This window comes from Pseudomonas sp. NPDC090201, assembly GCF_044746825.1.
Taxonomy (GTDB): Bacteria; Pseudomonadota; Gammaproteobacteria; order Pseudomonadales; family Pseudomonadaceae; genus Aquipseudomonas; species Aquipseudomonas putida_AD.
This window is the reverse complement of record NZ_JBIVCX010000007.1, coordinates 31,004-49,768: the sequence shown is the minus strand read 5'-3', so window position 1 is coordinate 49,768 and position 18,765 is coordinate 31,004. Positions and strand designations below refer to the sequence as shown.

Below are 18,765 nucleotides of genomic sequence, written 5' to 3'. Positions count from 1 at the left end.
ACTGAGCTGCGCCCCCGGACTCTATCTGTAGGAGCGCGCTTGCCCGCGATGGCGTTGGGCCTGTCACACATGTGCCGCCTGACTCCACGCAATCGCGGGCAAGCGCGCTCCTACAAGGTCAAACCTGACCAGCCTGAACATCGTATTGCTGTCTCGCGTGGGCAGCTTGCGATGCATCAGGTAAACTGCCGCGTCTTTTACTTATAACGATTCGCCTGATGCCCACGACGTTCAAAGAGATTCCCCGCGAGCGCCCGTCCACGCCACTGCTCGACAAGGCAGCGACGCCGGACGGCCTGCGCCGGTTAGGTGAAGCCGAGCTCGAAGCCCTGGCTGACGAACTGCGCCTGGAGCTGCTCTATACCGTTGGCCAGACCGGCGGACATTTCGGTGCCGGCCTTGGCGTCATCGAACTGACCGTTGCCCTGCACTACGTCTTCGACACCCCCGATGACCGGCTGGTCTGGGACGTCGGCCATCAGGCGTATCCGCACAAGATCCTCACGGGCCGCCGCGAGCAGATGGCGACCCTGCGGCAGAAAGGCGGCGTGGCAGCGTTTCCGCGCCGCAGCGAGAGCGAGTACGACACCTTTGGCGTCGGCCACTCCAGCACCTCGATCAGCGCCGCCCTGGGCATGGCCATCGCCAATCGCCTGCAGGGCAAGGACCGCAAGGCCATCGCCGTGATCGGTGACGGCGCGCTGACTGCCGGCATGGCGTTCGAGGCGTTGAACCACGCCCCTGAAGTCAATGCCGACATGCTGGTGATCCTCAACGACAACGACATGTCGATCTCGCGTAACGTCGGCGGGCTGTCGAATTATCTGGCGAAGATTCTTTCCAGCCGCACCTACGCCAGCATGCGCGAAGGCAGCAAGAAAGTGCTGTCGCGTCTGCCGGGCGCGTGGGAAATCGCCCGTCGTACCGAAGAATACGCCAAGGGCATGCTGGTCCCCGGTACCCTGTTCGAAGAGCTGGGCTGGAACTACATCGGCCCCATCGACGGCCACGACCTGCCAACCCTGATCGCCACCCTGCGCAACATGCGTGACCTCAAGGGCCCGCAGTTCCTGCACGTGGTGACCAAGAAGGGCAAGGGCTTCGCGCCGGCGGAGGTCGATCCGATCGGCTACCACGCCATCACCAAGCTCGACCCGCTCAACGCGCCCGCCGCCGCGCCGAAAAAGGCCAGCGGCCCGAAATATTCCGGCGTGTTCGGCCAGTGGCTGTGCGACATGGCACAAGCCGACGAACGGTTGGTGGGTATCACCCCGGCGATGAAAGAAGGCTCGGATCTGGTCGCGTTCAGCGAACGCTTCCCGGACCGTTACTTCGACGTCGCCATTGCCGAGCAGCACGCGGTCACGCTGGCCGCCGGCATGGCCTGCGAAGGCAGCAAGCCGGTGGTCGCGATCTACTCGACCTTCCTGCAGCGCGGCTACGACCAATTGATCCATGACGTCGCGGTGCAGAACCTCGACGTGCTGTTCGCCATCGACCGCGCAGGCCTGGTGGGCGAAGACGGCCCGACTCACGCCGGCAGCTTCGACCTGTCGTACCTGCGTTGCATCCCCGGCATGCTGGTGATGACGCCGAGCGACGAGAACGAACTGCGCAAGATGCTCAGCACCGGTCACCTGTTCAACGGCCCTGCTGCTGTGCGTTACCCGCGCGGCACCGGCCCGAACGCTGTGATCGACAGCAGCCTTGAGCCGCTGGAAATCGGCAAGGGCATCGTTCGTCGCCAGGGCAGCAAGGTTGCGATGCTGGTGTTCGGCGTGCAATTGGCCGATGCGCTGAAGGTGGCCGAGAAGATCGACGCTACTGTGGTCGACATGCGTTTCGTCAAGCCACTGGACGAAGCACTGGTCCGCGAAATGGCCGCCGGCCACGACCTGCTGGTGACCATCGAAGAAAACGCCATCATGGGTGGCGCGGGCGCGGCGGTCAGCGAGTTCCTGGCGCGGGAGAACATTCTCAAGTCCGTGCTGCACCTGGGCTTGCCGGATGTCTACGTCGAACACGCCAAACCTGCGCAGATGCTGGCCGAGTGCGGGCTGGATGCGGACGGGATTGAAGCGTCGATCAACGCGCGCCTGGCCCGAATCTGAAGTTGTACCCTTGTAGGAGCGCGCTTGCCCGCGATTGCATTCCGTCAGTTGACATGAATGCCACAGACATTTTGCCGTCGCGGGCAAGCGCGCTCCTACAGTCTTGCTGACCCTATGACCTTCTCCCGCCTTGCCCTCGCTCTATCCCTGCTGCCGTCCGCCCAAGCCTTCGCCGACCTGCCCGACCGCGAAAACGCCCTGAAGCTGCCTGACGTCCTGATCAGCGCCAACCGCCAGGTCGAGCAACGGGACGCCAGCACCGCCGCCAACACCGTTTTCATCCGAGCAGACATCGAACGCCTGCAACCCACCAGCGTCACCGACCTGCTCAACCGCGTGCCTGGCGTGCAGGTGGCGCCAAGTGGCGGGCGCGGCAGCCTGCCGGGAATCTATATCCGCGGGACCAAGGCCGCCCAGAGCCTGGTGTTGGTCGACGGCCAGCGGATCGCCAACGCCACCTCGGCCGACAGCGCCCTGCAATACCTCAACGTCGATCAGGTGGAGCGCGTCGAAGTGCTGCGCGGTTCGCGCTCAGTCGTTTACGGTGCGGACGCCATCGGCGGGGTGATCCAGATCTTCACCCGCCGAGGCGCCGAACAGGGCCTGCAAGCCCGGCTGCACACCGGTTTCGGCAATCGCGGCACCACACAGAACAGCCTTGGCCTGTCGGGGGGCGACGCCCGGACCCATTTCAACCTGAGCACCAGCCTGGAACAAACCGATGGCATCGACCGAACCGGTCCGTCCTTCGCCAGCGACGCCGATCACGACGCCTATCGAAACAAGTCGTACAGCCTGAACCTGAGCCACTGGTTGAGCGATGACGTGGAAATCGGCTTCAACGCGCTCGACAACAAGGGCAAGACCGAACTCGACAACCCGTTTGGCCTGTTCGACCCGGTCACGTTCAACACCGTCGGCCAGCAGCAATACAGCGACTTCGAGCTGAGCAGCCTGGGCACCTACCTGGACGCGCGAATCAACGAGCGCTGGAAAACCCGCCTGGAACTGGGCCACAGCGAGAACCGCGAAAAGACCGCCGACAAGCTCAGTGACGACCGCTACGTGTTCAACACCTACCGTGACTCGGTGAACTGGCAGAACGACCTGACGCTGGACGACCGCAACAGCCTGATGCTCGGCGCGGACGGGTACGAAGACCGGGTCAACAGCAGCACAACCTTCGACGAAGACAGCCGCTGGAACCGCGCAGCCTTCGTTCAGCATCGCTACAAGGGTGATGGCTTCTCGACGGAACTGGGCCTGCGCCACGATCAGAACCAGCAGTTCGGCAGCCAGAACACCTGGAGCGGCACGCTGACCGTCCCCCTCGACGACGCCAACGACGTGCTGCTTTCCTACAGTGAAGGCTTCCGTGCGCCGACATTCAACGATCTGTATTACCCAGGCTTCAGCAACCCGAATCTCAAACCCGAGCACTCGAAAAGCTACGAGGTGCAATGGCGCAGCCGTTTGAGCGAAACCAGCAAACTGGAGGCGTCGCTGTACCGAACCGACCTTGAAGACGCCATTGCGCTGGATGCCGATTTCAGCCCGCAGAACATCGGCTCCGCGCGGATCAACGGTTTTGAAGCATCGCTGGAACAGCAACTGTTCGGCTGGACCGGCAAACTCGGCGCCTCGATCATCGACCCGCGCGACCGCGACACCGGCCACACGCTGAATCGCCGTGCACGCCGGACCGTGAACCTGGACCTGGACCGCCAGTTCGACCGCCTCGGCGTCGGCGCCAGCTGGCAGGCGGTGAGCGACAGCTACAACGACGAGGCCAACACCCAGCACATCGGCGGCTATGGGCTGTTTGGCCTGCGCAGCAGCTGGAAGGCCAGCGACGAGCTGAGGCTGGAGTTCAAGCTGGATAACGCCTTGGACCAGCGTTACAGCCGCGCGCTGTACAGTTTCGATGGCAGCAACTACGGGTACCGCGAAGAGGGGCGGACGTGGATGTTTGGGGTGACCTGGACGCCGGAGTTGTAGGCTCCCCCCCTGTAGGAGCGCGCTTGCCCGCGACGGCGGTATCCCTGTGCCATCTGATGTGTCTGACCCACCGCAATCGCGGGCAAGCGCGCTCCTACAATCGTTCGTTCAGCGCTCGGGAGAGAGGGTTTCACACAACTTCGCCACCGCCCCCAGCATCTGCCCGCTTGGCCGCTCAATGCCTTTATCCGGTACCACCAGCAGCCGGGCCTTGAGCGACGGCCAGGCTTTCCAGATATCCAGCTGGGACGCCGAGCCGGCCACCACCACTTCGGGATTACGCTGCAGCACCGCTTCCAGACTGACCTGCGGCGCGGGCTGGGCGAGGTCGGAAAACAGGTTGCGCGCCCCGCACACCTTCAGCGCATCGCTGATGATCTGCCCGCCGCCCACGGTGTACAACGGCTGATCCCACACCTGATAGAACACACTGGTCGGCGTCTGCCGTCGATAGCGTGTTCTCAGATCAGCAAGCCGTTGACGAAAATCTCCTGCCACCTGCTGCCCCTGCTCGGCCCTGCCAAGGCGCTCGCCGATCCGCCCGATCTGCTCGGCCAGTTGATCCAGCGTATGCGGCTCGGCGGTAAAGGTGGGGATGTTCAGGCGCTGCAACTGGTCGCGCTGGGCCGCACTGACACTGCCCGGCCACAGCAGCAACAAATCGGGGCGCAGGGCGAGCAACTGTTCCATGTTCAACTGGCCGTAACGCCCCACCGAAGGCACACCCGCAACCTGGGCGGGGCGTTCGCCACCATCGAGCACGCCGACCAACCGATCGGCAGCGCCCAGTTCGATCACGATTTCCGTCAGAGAAGGCGCGAGGCTGACCACGCGCTCGGCGGCGTTGACCTGCCAGGCAGTCACCAGCAGCAGACAGCCAAGAACGCGGCGCATCAGGCCAACAGGCGAGGAATGCGGTACAGGGAAAGCAGAATGACGCTGGACAGCGCCAGGAGGGCCAGGGGAACGGCCTCAAGGTCCGCGAACACCGCCAGCGCGGCGATCCACGCAGGCAACCCGGCAAACAGGAACGCCATGCGTCGATCCGCCGCCAGCCGCAGCCAGGCGGCTGGCTCGTCCGGGGTGTCGAGGGCTTTCTGGGTTCTGATCAAGGCGCGCTTGTAGACACCAAACGGCTTGATGCTGAGGAACATCGAGGCCACGCCTGCGATGAACAGCGGCATGGCGAACACCGACGGGCTGACCGGCCCTTCATCGCTGCTCAGGAACAGGCACACCACCAGCAACGGCGCCAGCGTCAGCGCCAGTTGCCGCCACCACGCCAGCGCCAGACGACGGCGCACATTGCCCCGTGTCACGCGGGATCGACCTCGCTCTGATGCTCGTTGCCCATCATATGGCCGAGCTTGCCGGCCTTGGTGGCCAGGTACAGCTTGTTGTGCGGGTTGTGGCCGGTGTGCAGCGGAACGCGCTCGGCAACGTTGATGCCCATGTCGGTCAAGGCTTTGACCTTGCGCGGGTTGTTGGTCATCAGGCGCAGGGACTTCACGCCCAGATGCTCGAGCATCGGCAGGCAGATGGCGTAGTCGCGCTGATCGGCGGCGAAGCCCAGGCGTTCGTTCGCTTCGACGGTGTCGGCACCGCCGTCCTGCAATTCATAGGCACGGATCTTGTTCATCAGACCGATACCGCGCCCTTCCTGGCGCAGATACAACAGAACGCCGCGACCTTCGGCGGCAATGGCGCGCAAGGCGGCTTCAAGTTGCGAGCCGCAGTCGCAACGCTGGCTGAACAAGGCATCGCCTGTCAGGCATTCGGAATGCACGCGCCCCAGGACTGGAGCGCCATCCGATACATCACCCAGGCTGAGAACGACGTGTTCGCGACCGGTTTCCTCTTCGAGGAAGCCGTTCATTTTGAAAGTGGCAAAAGGGGTAGGCAGCTTGGAAGCCGCGACAAATACGACGGGCACCGTGTGCTCCTGATCAGTATGAGGACTGGAAATTAGCAAGGCCGCATTGTAACAGCAGGCTTCGACAGGCGCTTAGGCTGAATTGTCGGCCATTCAGATCAACATGTTCGATCATTGCTTGACCTTCGCCTTGACGCGGACTTCGTCGGCATCGAATGGATAAGGCTGTTTCCATTTCGCAAAGATCGGCCGCAGCTTGCCGGATTGCACCAGCCTGGCCATCCGTTCATCGAAGATGTCACGCAGCGCACGGCCCCGCTCGTTGTCTGCAAAGCTCAGGAACAGCGGAATGGCCGTAAGGTATGTCGTGCGAAAACGCTGCGGTTCCTTCGTCTGCCCGAGGATGAAGTCCACCTCGGGCCTGGCGTCGATGTACAGGTCTGCGCGGCCATGATCGAGCATCGAAAGGATATGGTCCCGCCGGGCCACTTCGTTGAAGTGCTGGACATTGGGCAGGTAGTGCTGGAATTCATAGCCCCGCACCCAGGCCAGGCGATAACTGCCCAGCGAAGCCAGGGTCGGCGCCGGATTGGACGCCAGGCCCAGGGCGTAGATTTCGTCAGTGTCGTAGTGCCACTTCGGATACAGCGTGCCTTCGACTTCATTCTCGTAGGCACCGACCCAGGCATCCGCCTCGCCCCGCTGCACCAGGCCAACGGCGCGGGTGTAGGGTTCGATGCGCGAGGCGACCTTGATCCCGGCGGGCTCGAACACCTCGCGCATCAGGTCCCAGCCCAGCCCGGTGCCGTCCGCCTCGGTGTAGGCATTCCACTGCTCGCTGACCAGCACGATGTCCTTGGGCTTGTCGGACGAAGCCTGGGCCGATACCAGCCCGGCAACCATCCAGCAACCCGCCACCAACGCCGAAAGGCCAGCCAGCCACTTCACACCCACGCGCCCCATGAGCCGTTTCCTATATGACGCCCCACACCCAGACTAGACCCTGCATCGCCAACCACGCAAAAACCCCGGCCAGTACATCGTCGAGCATGATGCCGACGCCGCCGTGAACATGCTTGTCGACCCAATGGATGGGCCAAGGTTTGAGAATGTCGAAGAAGCGGAACACCAGAAAGCCCACCAGCAGCCAGACCCAGCCTTCGGGCACCAGCCACAGGGTGATCCACATGCCGACCATCTCGTCCCAGACGATGCCTTCGTGATCGTGCACCCGCAGATCGTCCGCCACCTTGCCGCACAGCCAGAAGCCGAACAGCATGGTGATGCCCAGCATCAGCCAGTAGCCCCAGTCCGGCAGCATCTGCCACAGCGGAATGAATGGCACTGCAACCATCGAGCCCCAGGTGCCGGGCGCCTTGGGCAAGGTGCCGGAGCCGAAGCCGAAGGCCAGGAAATGCCAGGGGTTGGTCCATACCGACGGCGGAACGTTTTCCGCCGGGACCTGGTTAGGATGATCTGTCACCGTGTCTCCCGAAAATGTTGATAACCCCGAGTCAACGGAGTGACGTCCTGCCCATGCTCGTCGATCAGTGTGACGCCCTGCCCTTCGACCACCCGGCCGATCACGTGGACCGGCCAGCCAGCGGCGAGCAGGTCAGGCAGGCATGATGCCGGGAGCGTGAACGCGAGTCTGTAGTCATCGCCGCCACTGAGCGCAGCATTCAGCGCCTGGTCTGCGCCGAAAAATGCCAGCAGCGCGTCAGACATCGGCACTTTGTCCCGCTCTACCAGCAAGCGTACGCCCGATGCCAATGCGATATGCCCGCAATCGGCGAGCAGTCCGTCGGAGATGTCCAGCGCCGCGCTGGCCTTGCCACGCAGCGCCATGCCCAGTTCAAGCTGCGGCTGGGGGGACCAGTAGCGCGCCAGCAGCGCCTCTGCGGTAGACGCCTGTGTCGTGCGCTGGTTCAACACCAGCGGCAGTGCCCCGGCGCCGTCGCCCAAGGGCCCGCCGACGCACAGCAGGTCCCCCGGCCGCGCGCCACCGCGGGTCAGCGCCAGGCCTTTGGGCACCGAGCCGAACACCGTCACGGTCAGGCTCAGAGGCCCGCGCGTGGTGTCGCCGCCGATCAGCCGCATCGAGCAAGCCTGGGCCATCTCGTTCAAACCGCGGGCGAACGCTGAAAGCCAGGCAGCAGAAACGTCCGGCAGGGTCAGGGCAAGGGTGAATGCGAGGGGTTTGGCGCCCATGGCCGCCAGATCGCTGGCAGAGACGCCCAGGGCACGCTGGCCCAGCAGGAAAGGATCGCAGCCGTCGGGGAAATGCACCCCCGCCACCAGCGTGTCGGTGGACACCGCCAGCTGTTCGCCCGGCGGCACCGACAACAGGGCGCAGTCGTCGCCAATTCCCAATGCAACACCTTCGCCCGGCTGCGCGCAGGGCGCAGCGGCGAAGTAATTGCGGATCAGCTCGAACTCGCCCATGGCATCAAACACTCAAGGTTCTGGAGAGATCCAGACGCCTCAGCGCTTGTTGGCCTTGACTTCGACTTCGCGCAGACGCGGAGCCAGCTTGTCGAGCACGCCGTTGACGAACTTGTGGCCGTCGGTGGAACCGTAGACCTTCGCAAGCTCGATGCCTTCGTTGATGACCACGCGGTACGGCACGTCGATGCGTTCCATCAGTTCCCAGGTGGACAGGCGCAGAACGGCCAGTTCAACCGGGTCCAGCTCGTCGATGGTCAGGTCCAGGCACGGCGCCAGCGCGGTGTCGATCTGGTCTTTCCTGGTCGGTACACCGTGAAGAATTTCACGGAAATACGCGCCATCGACGTCGGTGAAATCGTTATCGACGCGAAACTGCGCTTCGATTTCGTTCAGCGATTGCCTGGCCATGTGCAGTTGATACAGGGCCTGGGTCGCCAACTGACGTGCAGCACGGCGCTTTTCACTTTTCGATGGCTTGCCGGCGTCCGCAGGGCGCGGATCGCGTGGGTTGAAGCGATCGCTTTCGTCGTTAATCACTTGGCCTCCAACTGCGCCAACAGGCTGACCATCTCGATGGCGGACAGGGCAGCTTCAGCGCCTTTGTTACCGGCCTTGGTGCCGGAACGTTCGATGGCTTGTTCGATGGAATCGACGGTCAGCACGCCAAAGGCGACCGGTACGCCGAACTCCATGGACACCTGGGCCAGGCCCTTGGTGCATTCGCCAGCCACGTATTCGAAGTGCGGAGTGCCGCCACGGATCACGGCGCCCAGGGCGATGATCGCGGAGAATTCGCTGCGCTGGGCGACTTTCTGCACCACCAGCGGAATTTCGAACGCGCCCGGGGCACGGATGATGGTGATGTCGCTTTCGCTCACGCCATGGCGAACCAGGGCATCAACGGCACCGCTCACCAGGCTTTCGACGACGAAGCTGTTGAAGCGGCCAACCACCAGGGCGTAGCGACCTTGTGGGGCGATGAAGGTACCTTCGATGGTCTTCAGGGTCATTCGGCTGAGTCTCATAATTAAAGAGCAAGCGCGCATCAGGCGCGCGCTTTCAGGGATTTTAGGCCACGAATCGGCGACCGCAGGGACAAAAGCCGTGAAATCCTGAGGTTTTCACGGCCGGTGACCTGCCGGTCTTTATTCGGAGGGCACGTATTCTACAACTTCCAGATCAAAACCGGATATCGCGTTGAACTTCATTGGCGAACTCATCAGGCGCATTTTGCGAACGCCCAGGTCGCGAAGGATCTGCGAACCCGCACCGACAGTGCTGTAGGTGGTCGGTGTCTTGACCGGCGCCGCACCTGCAGTTTCCCGCACATGGGCCAGCACCGCTTCGCCGTCGAGCGGGTGCCCGAGCAGCAGCACCACGCCGCTGCCTGCCTCGGCAACCGCCGCCATTGCAGCCCGCAGGCTCCAGCGGCCGGGCTGTTTGACCATCAGCAGGTCACGCAGCGGGTCCATGTTGTGCACGCGAACCAGGGTCGGTTCTTCCGCACAGACCTTGCCCAGGGTCAGGGCCAGGTGAACGTCGCCTTCGACCGAATCACGGTAGGTCACCAGGTTGAACTGGCCCTGTTCGGTGTCCAGCGGCTGCTCGGCAATCCGCTGAACGGTACGTTCGTGAATCATGCGGTAGTGAATCAGGTCGGCGATGGTGCCGATCTTGATGTTGTGCTCGGCGGCGAAGACTTCCAGTTCGGCGCGGCGGGACATGGTGCCGTCGTCGTTCATCACTTCGCAGATCACGCCGGTCGGCTCGAAACCGGCCATGCGCGCCAGGTCGCACGCAGCTTCGGTGTGGCCAGCGCGGGACAGCGTGCCGCCGGCCTGGGCCATCAGCGGGAAGATGTGGCCGGGGCTGACGATGTCTTCGGCCCTGGCGTCCTTGGCGGCGGCAGCCTGCACGGTGCGGGCGCGGTCGGCGGCGGAAATGCCGGTGGTCACGCCTTCGGCGGCCTCGATGGAAACGGTGAACTTGGTGCCGAAGCCCGAACCGTTGCGCGGCGCCATCAGCGGCAGCTTCAGGGCTTCGCAGCGCTCACGGGTCATGGGCATGCAGATCAGGCCACGGGCGTAACGCGCCATGAAGTTGATGTGCTCGGGCTTGACGCACTCGGAGGCCATGATCAGATCGCCTTCGTTTTCGCGATCTTCGTCATCCATCAGGATGACCATCTTGCCTTGGCGAATGTCTTCAACCAGTTCTTCGATGCTATTGAGCGCCACGCGGCACCCCCTTCATTCAGGATTTGAGGTAGCCGTTGGCGGCCAGAAAGCTTTCAGTGATGTTGCCGCCCTGGGCTGGCGTCGGGTCGGCGGCCTTGTCACCGAGCAGCAGGCGCTCCAGGTAACGCGCCAGCAGATCCACCTCAAGGTTGATCTTACGGCCCGGGCGGTAGTCGCCCATGATGGTTTCGGCCAGCGTGTGCGGGACGATGGTCAGTTCGAACTCGGCGCCATTGACCGCGTTCACGGTCAGGCTGGTGCCGTCGACGGTGATCGAACCCTTGTGCGAGATGTACTTGGCCAGCTCACGAGGGGCGCGCATGCGGAACTGGATCGCGCGGGCGTTTTCCTCGCGGGACAGCACCTCGCCGACGCCGTCGACGTGGCCGCTGACCAGGTGGCCGCCCAGACGGGTGGTCGGGGTCAGGGCCTTTTCAAGGTTCACGCGGCTGCCGGTCTTCAGATCGACGAACGCGGTCACGTCGAGGGTTTCGCGGCTGACATCAGCCCAGAAACCGTCGCCCGGCAGTTCCACGGCGGTCAGGCACACGCCGTTGACTGCGATGCTGTCGCCGAGCTTGACGTCGGAGAGGTCGAGTTTGCCGGTCTCTACATAAACGCGGACATCGCCGCCTTTGGGAGTGATGGCGCGGATGCTGCCGATGGATTCGATGATGCCGGTAAACATGGGTCCTCCAGGAGAACGGGGCCTGCGCATTAAGCGAAAGCCGGAATTATACTTCAGCTCCCAATACCGCGTGAAAACGTCGCGAGCGAAGGTAAGACAAGGCAAAAACAGGCGAGGACGCGGAGTTTAGGGCTTCTAAATGAGCAGTCCGAGCCTGTTTTTAACGCCGTATTACCGAGCGCAGCAGTTTTCATGGGGTATTCGCAGGTATTGCGATGACTCGCCAATCACTTCCAACGGCGCGCATTTCGACGATTTTCAGCTCCAGCGACTCGCTCATTTGCGCCAGCGGCAGGTCCAGCAACGGACGCGCAGAAGAGCCCATGAACTTGCCGGCGACGAAAATCTGGAATTCATCCACCAACCCCAGGCGGGTAAAAGCGCCCGCAAGCTTGGGCCCGGCTTCGACCAGTACGTCGTTGACGCCCCGGTTCGCCAGTTCGACCAGCAGCTTGCGCAGGTCCACATGCCCGCCGCTGCTGGGCAGCGCCAGTAATTCATGGCCTTCGTCGCTGTAGCGTTCCCGGGCCGATGCCGCAGCGCAGGTTGCGACCAGCGCGTTGCCCGCCTTGAAGAACGGTGCATCGAGGGGCACGCGCAAACGGCCGTCGATCAACACCCGCAGCGGCGGGCGCGTCACGGCCAGTGCCGTCAGTTCGGCGTTCAGGCCCAATTCGTCAGGGCGCACGGTCAGCCGCGCGTTGTCGGCCAGCACGGTATCGGCGCCGGTCAGCACCACGCTGGCCTGAGCGCGCAGACGCTGCACCGCAGAGCGCGCTTCTGGGCCGGTGATCCACTGGCTCTCGCCGCTGGCCATGGCGGTGCGACCGTCCAGGCTCATCGCCAGCTTCACGCGCACGTACGGCAGGCCGTGTTCCATGCGCTTGAGAAAGCCTTTGTTCAGCGCTCGAGCTTCGCCTTCGAGCACGCCACTCTGCACGGCGATACCGGCGCTCATCAGGCGTAACAGGCCGCGTCCGGCGACATTGGGGTTGGGGTCCTGCATGGCGGCGACGACCCGCGCCACGCCCGCGTTGACCAACGCATCGGCGCAGGGCGGCGTGCGACCATGATGGCTGCAGGGTTCGAGGGTGACGTAGGCGGTGGCGCCACGGGCCTTGTCGCCCGCCTGACGCAGCGCGTGGACTTCAGCGTGGGGCTCGCCTGCGCGTACGTGCCAGCCTTCGCCGACGACTTCGCCATCACGCACGATCACGCAACCCACCCGGGGGTTGGGATGGGTGGAATACACACCCTTGCGCGCCAGTTCCAGCGCTCGCGCCATGTAGGAGGCGTCGAGCACGCTTTGCTCTGCGTTGGACATGCTCACTCTTTAACCGGCTCGCGGGCCAGTCGGTCGATTTCTTCGCGGAATTCGTTGAGGTCCTGGAACCGCCGATACACCGAAGCAAAGCGGATGTAGGCCACTTCGTCGAGCTTCTGCAGCTCGCTCATCACCAGCTCCCCGACGATCAACGACTTGACCTCGCGCTCGCCGGTCGCCCGCAGCTTGCTCTTGATGTGGGCCAGGGCTGCTTCAAGGCGCTCGACGCTGACCGGGCGCTTCTCCAGCGCACGCTGCATGCCGGCTCGCAGCTTCTCTTCGTCGAAGGGCTGGCGGCTGCCGTCCTGCTTGATCAGCCTTGGCAGCACCAGCTCGGCGGTTTCAAAGGTGGTGAAACGTTCGCCACAGGCCACGCACTCGCGGCGACGGCGGACCTGATCACCTTCGGCGACCAGACGGGAATCGATGACTTTGGTGTCGTTGGCACCGCAGAAGGGACAGTGCATGGTGGCAGGCAACAAAAAAAGGGAGGGCCATGGTAGCGCATCCCGCCGGCAAGACAAGTGCGGTTCTTTGAGGTATACAGACGCCCATCCGTGTGGGGCAAAAGCCGCCACCCTCGGCGATACTGCGTCATAGCTCGCATATCCCGTTCGTTTATCGTTTTAGCTGGAGCTGTTCATGACGCTACGTACGCTCGCTGCAATTTGCCTGGCCGGCCTGCTCGCTGCCTGTAGCACCGCCGAGGCGCCCAAACCTGCGGAACCGGCCAAGCCTGCCCCCAATGCGATCAAGCTGCCTGAAGGCCCGGGCCCGCTGCTGCCGTATCAGCGCGAACTGAGCGGCCAGTTGCTGGGCGTGCCGGCGGGCGCCGAGGTGGAACTGGCGCTGATGGTCATCGACGATCGCAATCGCCCGCAAAAACTGCTGAGCAGCACCAAGCTGACCGGCAACAATCAGTCGCTGCCGTTCCAGTTGCGCTTCAACCCCGAAGCCTTCCCCGTGGGTGCGCGGGTCGAGCTGCGCGGGCGCGCCAGCCAGTCCGGCCAGTTGATCCTGCATCTGCCGTCGGTACTGATCGCCAGGCCTGAGACCCAATCGCTGGGCCAACTGCAATTCTTCAAGATGCCATGACCCCGCCGTCGCACCTTCAGGCGCAACTGAGCCAACTGCTGGGCGATGCCCGGCTGGTGGCCGAGGCACTGCCGGGCACTGACCTCAAGTTATGGCTGATCGACGCGGACAACATGGACCGCGCCTTCAACCCTGAAGAAACCCGACGCATCCTCGAAGACCCGCCCTACTGGAGTTTCTGCTGGGCCAGCGGTCTTGCCTTGGCACGGTTTCTGGCCGAGCACCGGCATTGGGTCGAGGGCAAGCGCGTGCTGGATTTCGGCGCGGGCTCAGGGGTTGCCGGGATTGCCGCGATGAAAGCCGGGGCCCTGGAGGTGGTGGCCTGTGATCTCGATCCGGTGGCGATCGAGGCGTGCAGGGCCAACGCTGAACTCAATGGCGTGACGCTGGGTTATTCGGCGGACTTCTTCGCCGAGGCGGACCGTTTCGATCTGATCCTGGTGGCCGACGTGCTCTACGACCGCGCCAACCTGCCGCTGCTCGATCAGTTTCTGACGCGTGGCCAGCAGGCGCTGGTGGCAGATTCGCGGGTCAAGGATTTCCAGCACCCGGCCTATAGCCGCCTGGGCATTCTCGACGCCCTGACCCTGCCGGATCTGGCCGAGCCGTGGGAGTTTCGCAAGGTCAGCCTGTATCACGCCACCCGCTGATACCCCCCGTAGGAGCGCGCTTGCCCGCGACGGCGGCGTGTCAGACACCCTCGCAACGCCTGACACGCCGCCGTCGCGGGCAAGCGCGCTCCTACAGGTTTGGTGGAATACGCGACAGCCCTTTATAGTTGCCGCCATTGAGCCTTTTTTTCGAGACTTGCGATGAGCCAGGAAACGCCGTACATCTTCGATGCGACCACCGCCACTTTCGATCAGTTGGTCATCGAAAACTCCTTTCACAAACCCGTGCTGGTGGATTTCTGGGCCGAGTGGTGCGCGCCGTGCAAGGTGCTGATGCCACTGCTGCAACAGATCGCCGAGAGCTACCAGGGCGAGCTGCTGCTGGCAAAGGTCGACTGCGATGCCGAGCAGAACATCGTCGGCCGCTTCGGCATTCGCAGCCTGCCAACCGTGGTGCTGTTCAAGGACGGCCAGCCGGTTGACGGCTTTGCCGGTGCGCAGCCTGAATCGGAAATCCGCAAACTGCTCGAACCCCACCTGCCGGAGCCGGTGCCGGCCACCATCGATCCCTTGCAGACCGCCCAGGAGATGTTCGCCGAGAGCCATTTCGCGGAAGCGGAAGCGGTGCTGCAGACCATCCTCGCCGAAGACAACACCAACGCTGCTGCGCTGATTCTGTATGCGCGCTGCCTGGCCGAGCGTGGCGAACTGGCTGAAGCGCGCACGGTGCTGGATGCGGTCAAGGGCGACGAGCATAAGGCAGCGCTGGCCGGTGCCAAGGCGCAACTGACCTTCCTGGGTGAAGCGAAAGTCCTGCCGGACGCTGCGGACCTCAAGACCCGCCTTGCGCAAAACCCGCAGGACGATGAAGCCGTGTACCAGTTGGCGATTCACCAGCTTTCGCGCCAGCAGTACGAAGCTGCGCTGGACGGCCTGTTGAAGCTGTTCATCCGCAACCGCAACTACAACGAAGGCCAGCCGCACAAGACGTTGCTGCAGGTGTTCGATCTGCTGGGCAACGACCACCCGCTGGTCACCACCTACCGCCGCAAGCTGTTTGCTGCGCTGTACTGACGGCGAGCATCAGGCATGAGGGGACACACCTGTGGGAGCGAGCTTGCTCGCGAAGGCGGTTTTTCAGACACTGATCGGTCGCCTGACACTACGCTTTCGCGAGCAAGCTCGCTCCCACAAGGATCCGGATGCCCGCCAGATATCACGGCGTGACGCACAGGCTTCAGGATTCAACCCAGTAATACTCCGGCGCATCGCCATGGCTCTCGACCCTGACGTTGGTGCTGTGGCGCATGCGCACCATCAGGCGTTTGCCCGCCGCCGTACTGCCCGCCAACCCCTCAAGCTGCCCTAGCAGATCAGGCCCACTCAAATGCCCGGCCTTGCGCAGCAGATCCTGGGCGATGTCCCACGCGGCGTCGTTGCGGCTGGCCGGTGGCTTGGCGACAGGATCAGCCGCAGGTTTGTTCTGCGCCTGGACGCCGAACTGCGCGCCCAGTCTGGCCCAGTCGCTGTCGTCCATTTCCACAGTCAGATCCACCGGCACATCGCCAACGGTTCCACGGATTCGCAACATTTTGTGTGTCCTCTGATTGGCCGTGTGGCATGGTCCCACAGGATCCGCGCCAGACGCCATTACCCGTAGGAGCGCGCTTGCCCGCGATTGCGGTGGGTCAGCAACACAGATGTGGATGAAAGAACGCCGTCGCGGGCAAGCGCGCTCCTACAAGTGCCTATCGAAAAAGTTAAGAAACGCCAACAAATATTGTTATAAGATTACATAACAATTTTCTAACACTTCTCCGGAGCCCTCCATGCGTCGTCTGTTACTCGCCCTGCCCTTCGCGTTGCTGCCGCTGACCTTCGCCCACGCCGCTGACGAACATGACCACGATCATGAGCATGGCAGCCTCGGTGCGCACGTGCACGGCGTTGCGCGTCTGGACCTGGCGCTCGATGGCCGGACGCTGGAGCTGGAACTGGATACCCCGGCCATGAACATCGTCGGCTTCGAGCACGCAGCAACCACCGACGCCGACAAGATGAAACTGGCGCTGGCCCGGGAAACCCTGCTCAAGCCACATGGCCTGTTCAGCATCCCGGAAGCCGCAGGTTGCACTGTGGTCAAGGCGAAGCTGGAAAGCCCGCTGTTCGGTGACAAGGACGACGACGGCGATGCCGACGAACATGAGCACGAGCACAGCGAAATCCACGGTCACTACCAGTTCAACTGCAGCGTGCCTGCGGTGTTGAACAAGCTGGACCTTACCCAGCTGTTCACCAGCTTCCCGGCGACCCAGACCATCCAGGTTCAACTGGTCACGCCAAAACGCCAGATGGGCGCCGAGGTGCGTCCGAGCAATCCAGTGGTCAAGTTCTGAACATGACGCAGGCGCTTATCGAACTGTCCGATCTGGGCTTTGCCTGGCCAGGCCATGAGCCGTTGCTGGACATTCCGGCGTTTCGCCTGGAACCGGGCGAAACCCTGTTCCTCAAGGGCCCCAGCGGCAGTGGCAAAACCACGTTGCTGGGCCTGTTGGGCGGTGTGCAGAAACCTGATCGTGGCAGCATCCGCCTGCTCGGTCAGGACCTGGCGCAGTTGTCTGCGGGCGCTCGCGACCGCTTTCGCGTCGATCACACCGGTTACATTTTCCAGCAATTCAATTTGCTGCCGTTTCTGTCGGTGCGGGAAAACGTCGAGCTGCCCTGCCACTTCTCAAAGCTGCGTGCGCAGCGGGCGACCCAGCGTCACGGCAGTGTCGATCAGGCCGCCGCGACCCTGCTCGCTCACCTGGGTCTGAAAGATCCGGCGTTGCTGGGTCGTCGTGCCGATTCGCTGTCCATCGGCCAGCAGCAGCGTGTCGCTGCAGCCCGTGCGCTGATCGGCCAGCCGGAACTGGTGATCGCCGACGAGCCCACCTCGGCACTGGACGCTGACGCCCGCGAGGCCTTCATTCAGCTCTTGTTCGCCGAATGTCGCGAGGCCGGTGCCAGCCTGTTGTTCGTCAGCCACGATCAGAGCCTGGCGCCGCTGTTCGACCGTAACCTGTCGCTCGCCGAACTCAATCGCGCCGCCGTCGCCCCAGAGGTTTGAGATGTATCTTCTTCGCCTGGCGCTGGCCAGCCTCGCCAACCGCCGCTTCACCGCCTTTCTCACCGCATTCGCCATTGCCCTGTCGGTCTGCCTGCTGCTGGCAGTGGAACGGGTGCGCACCGAAGCCCGTGCCAGCTTCGCCAGCACCATCAGCGGCACGGACCTGATCGTCGGCGCCCGTTCCGGCTCGGTGAACCTGCTGCTGTATTCGGTGTTCCGCATCGGCAACGCCACCAACAACATTCGTTGGGACAGCTTCGAACACTTTGCGGGCAGCAAGCAGGTGAAGTGGGCGATCCCGATTTCCCTGGGCGACAGCCATCGCGGCTATCGCGTCATGGGCACCACCGAAGCCTATTTCGAGCATTACCAATATGGCCGCCAGCAGCATCTGGAGCTGGCCGATGGGCGCCCGTTCGCCACTGATCCGTTCGAAGTGGTGCTCGGTGCCGAAGTCGCCGAGGCCCTGCACTACAAACTCGGCGACAAGCTGGTGCTGGCCCACGGCGTGGCGACGGTGAGCCTGGTCAAGCATGACGACAAGCCTTTCACCGTGGTCGGGATCCTCAAGCGCACCGGTACACCGGTGGACCGCACGCTGCACATCAGCCTGGGCGGCATGGAAGCGATTCACATCGACTGGCACAACGGCGTTCCCGCCCAGGGTGCCGGGCGTATCAGCGCCGATCAGGCGCGCAACATGGACCTGACGCCCACGGCCATCACCGCGTTCATGCTCGGCTTGAACAGCAAGATTTCAACCTTCGCCCTGCAGCGCGAGATCAACGAATTTCGTGGCGAACCGATGCTGGCGATCCTGCCCGGGGTGGCGCTGCAAGAGTTGTGGAGCCTGATGGGCACGGCGGAAAAAGCCCTGTTCGTGATCTCCCTGTTCGTGGTGCTGACCGGCCTGATCGGCATGCTCACGGCCATCCTCACCAGCCTCAACGAGCGCCGGCGCGAGATGGCGATCCTGCGGTCAGTGGGTGCAAGGCCCTGGCATGTCGCAAGCCTGCTGGTTCTGGAAGCCTTCGCCCTGGCGCTGGCAGGCTCGGTGAGCGGGCTGGCGCTGCTGTACATCGGCATCGCGGCGGCGCAGGGTTACGTGCAGGCCAACTATGGTCTGTACTTGCCGCTGTCGCTGCCGAGCACCTATGAATGGACGCTGTTGGGCGGCATTCTCTGCGCGGCGCTGTTGATGGGCACCGTGCCTGCGTGGCGCGCCTATCGCCAGTCGTTGTCCGACGGTTTGTCGATTCGTCTGTGAGGGT

The 18,765-nt window shown here is 63.4% G+C and carries 20 protein-coding genes and 1 pseudogene; 8 read left to right on the top strand and 13 right to left on the bottom strand.

What is annotated here, in order from left to right; genetic code table 11:
* Positions 1-218 precede the first annotated feature (218 nt).
* Both dxs and ACIPOO_RS19065 read left to right on the top strand, forming a co-directional pair.
* The gene (dxs, locus tag ACIPOO_RS19070) at positions 219-2,111 is read left to right on the top strand and encodes a 1-deoxy-D-xylulose-5-phosphate synthase (protein WP_400609005.1); all 1,893 of its coding nucleotides are present in this window, start codon (positions 219-221) and stop codon (positions 2,109-2,111) included.
* Positions 2,112-2,225: 114 nt separating this feature from the next.
* Entirely contained in the window at positions 2,226-4,109 is a 1,884-nt protein-coding gene (locus ACIPOO_RS19065; protein WP_400609003.1) for a TonB-dependent receptor domain-containing protein, read from the top strand.
* A gap of 108 nt (positions 4,110-4,217) precedes the next feature.
* Here ACIPOO_RS19065 and ACIPOO_RS19060 read toward each other — a convergent pair whose 3' ends face one another.
* The 12 genes from ACIPOO_RS19060 to nrdR form a co-directional block, all read right to left on the bottom strand.
* The gene (locus tag ACIPOO_RS19060; protein WP_400609001.1) at positions 4,218-5,003 is read right to left on the bottom strand and encodes a cobalamin-binding protein; all 786 of its coding nucleotides are present in this window, start codon (positions 5,001-5,003) and stop codon (positions 4,218-4,220) included.
* Positions 5,003-5,428: an MFS transporter gene (locus ACIPOO_RS19055; RefSeq protein ID WP_400608999.1), complete on the bottom strand. Its 426-nt coding sequence runs from the start codon at positions 5,426-5,428 to the stop codon at positions 5,003-5,005. The genes ACIPOO_RS19060 and ACIPOO_RS19055 overlap by 1 nt, the downstream gene beginning before the upstream one ends.
* The gene (gene ribA / locus ACIPOO_RS19050; protein WP_274135997.1) at positions 5,425-6,042 is read right to left on the bottom strand and encodes a GTP cyclohydrolase II; all 618 of its coding nucleotides are present in this window, start codon (positions 6,040-6,042) and stop codon (positions 5,425-5,427) included. The genes ACIPOO_RS19055 and ribA overlap by 4 nt, the downstream gene beginning before the upstream one ends.
* A 111-nt stretch (positions 6,043-6,153) precedes the next feature.
* The gene (locus ACIPOO_RS19045; protein ID WP_400608997.1) at positions 6,154-6,945 is read right to left on the bottom strand and encodes a substrate-binding periplasmic protein; all 792 of its coding nucleotides are present in this window, start codon (positions 6,943-6,945) and stop codon (positions 6,154-6,156) included.
* Between the two features lie 10 nt (positions 6,946-6,955).
* On the bottom strand, positions 6,956-7,465 hold the full coding sequence (locus tag ACIPOO_RS19040) for a phosphatidylglycerophosphatase A (RefSeq protein WP_108239527.1): 510 nt from the start codon (positions 7,463-7,465) through the stop codon (positions 6,956-6,958).
* Entirely contained in the window at positions 7,462-8,427 is a 966-nt protein-coding gene (gene thiL / locus ACIPOO_RS19035; RefSeq protein WP_400609221.1) for a thiamine-phosphate kinase, read from the bottom strand. The genes ACIPOO_RS19040 and thiL overlap by 4 nt, the downstream gene beginning before the upstream one ends.
* A 39-nt stretch (positions 8,428-8,466) precedes the next feature.
* On the bottom strand, positions 8,467-8,967 hold the full coding sequence (nusB, locus tag ACIPOO_RS19030; RefSeq protein WP_400608994.1) for a transcription antitermination factor NusB: 501 nt from the start codon (positions 8,965-8,967) through the stop codon (positions 8,467-8,469).
* Entirely contained in the window at positions 8,964-9,440 is a 477-nt protein-coding gene (gene ribE, locus ACIPOO_RS19025) for a 6,7-dimethyl-8-ribityllumazine synthase (RefSeq protein ID WP_074756916.1), read from the bottom strand. The genes nusB and ribE overlap by 4 nt, the downstream gene beginning before the upstream one ends.
* A gap of 135 nt (positions 9,441-9,575) precedes the next feature.
* Positions 9,576-10,667 (bottom strand): bifunctional 3,4-dihydroxy-2-butanone-4-phosphate synthase/GTP cyclohydrolase II, encoded by a 1,092-nt coding sequence (ribBA, locus tag ACIPOO_RS19020; RefSeq protein ID WP_400608992.1) that lies wholly within the window; start codon positions 10,665-10,667, stop codon positions 9,576-9,578.
* Between the two features lie 16 nt (positions 10,668-10,683).
* Positions 10,684-11,355 (bottom strand): riboflavin synthase, encoded by a 672-nt coding sequence (locus ACIPOO_RS19015; RefSeq protein WP_274135986.1) that lies wholly within the window; start codon positions 11,353-11,355, stop codon positions 10,684-10,686.
* 190 nt (positions 11,356-11,545) lie between these two features.
* Positions 11,546-12,679 (bottom strand): bifunctional diaminohydroxyphosphoribosylaminopyrimidine deaminase/5-amino-6-(5-phosphoribosylamino)uracil reductase RibD, encoded by a 1,134-nt coding sequence (gene ribD / locus ACIPOO_RS19010; RefSeq protein WP_400608990.1) that lies wholly within the window; start codon positions 12,677-12,679, stop codon positions 11,546-11,548.
* 2 nt (positions 12,680-12,681) lie between these two features.
* Positions 12,682-13,146, bottom strand: a complete 465-nt coding sequence (gene nrdR / locus ACIPOO_RS19005) for a transcriptional regulator NrdR (RefSeq protein ID WP_274135983.1) — start codon at positions 13,144-13,146, stop codon at positions 12,682-12,684.
* A 175-nt stretch (positions 13,147-13,321) separates the two neighbouring features.
* On the opposite strand from nrdR, the gene ACIPOO_RS19000 reads away from it, so the two are divergent.
* The 3 genes from ACIPOO_RS19000 to trxA all read left to right on the top strand — a co-directional run bounded on the left by ACIPOO_RS19000 (position 13,322) and on the right by trxA (position 15,459).
* Positions 13,322-13,774, top strand: a complete 453-nt coding sequence (locus ACIPOO_RS19000; protein ID WP_274135982.1) for a YbaY family lipoprotein — start codon at positions 13,322-13,324, stop codon at positions 13,772-13,774.
* Positions 13,771-14,424: a class I SAM-dependent methyltransferase gene (locus ACIPOO_RS18995; protein ID WP_400608988.1), complete on the top strand. Its 654-nt coding sequence runs from the start codon at positions 13,771-13,773 to the stop codon at positions 14,422-14,424. Before ACIPOO_RS19000 ends, ACIPOO_RS18995 begins: the two co-directional genes overlap by 4 nt.
* Positions 14,425-14,586: 162 nt before the next feature.
* Complete coding sequence (gene trxA / locus ACIPOO_RS18990) at positions 14,587-15,459, top strand: thioredoxin (protein ID WP_400608986.1); 873 nt, start codon at positions 14,587-14,589, stop codon at positions 15,457-15,459.
* A 163-nt stretch (positions 15,460-15,622) separates the two neighbouring features.
* On the opposite strand, the gene ACIPOO_RS18985 is transcribed toward trxA, so the two are convergent.
* The gene (locus ACIPOO_RS18985; RefSeq protein ID WP_400608984.1) at positions 15,623-15,976 is read right to left on the bottom strand and encodes a hypothetical protein; all 354 of its coding nucleotides are present in this window, start codon (positions 15,974-15,976) and stop codon (positions 15,623-15,625) included.
* Between the two features lie 238 nt (positions 15,977-16,214).
* On the opposite strand from ACIPOO_RS18985, the gene ACIPOO_RS18980 reads away from it, so the two are divergent.
* From ACIPOO_RS18980 to ACIPOO_RS18970, 3 genes and pseudogenes are all read left to right on the top strand, one after another.
* Positions 16,215-16,781: a DUF2796 domain-containing protein gene (locus ACIPOO_RS18980; RefSeq protein ID WP_400608982.1), complete on the top strand. Its 567-nt coding sequence runs from the start codon at positions 16,215-16,217 to the stop codon at positions 16,779-16,781.
* Positions 16,782-16,783: 2 nt separating this feature from the next.
* Positions 16,784-17,493 (top strand): annotated as a pseudogene (locus ACIPOO_RS18975) (ABC transporter ATP-binding protein); the annotation flags it as partial.
* A gap of 2 nt (positions 17,494-17,495) precedes the next feature.
* Positions 17,496-18,761, top strand: a complete 1,266-nt coding sequence (locus tag ACIPOO_RS18970) for an ABC transporter permease (protein ID WP_274134892.1) — start codon at positions 17,496-17,498, stop codon at positions 18,759-18,761.
* Positions 18,762-18,765: the final 4 nt, after the last annotated feature.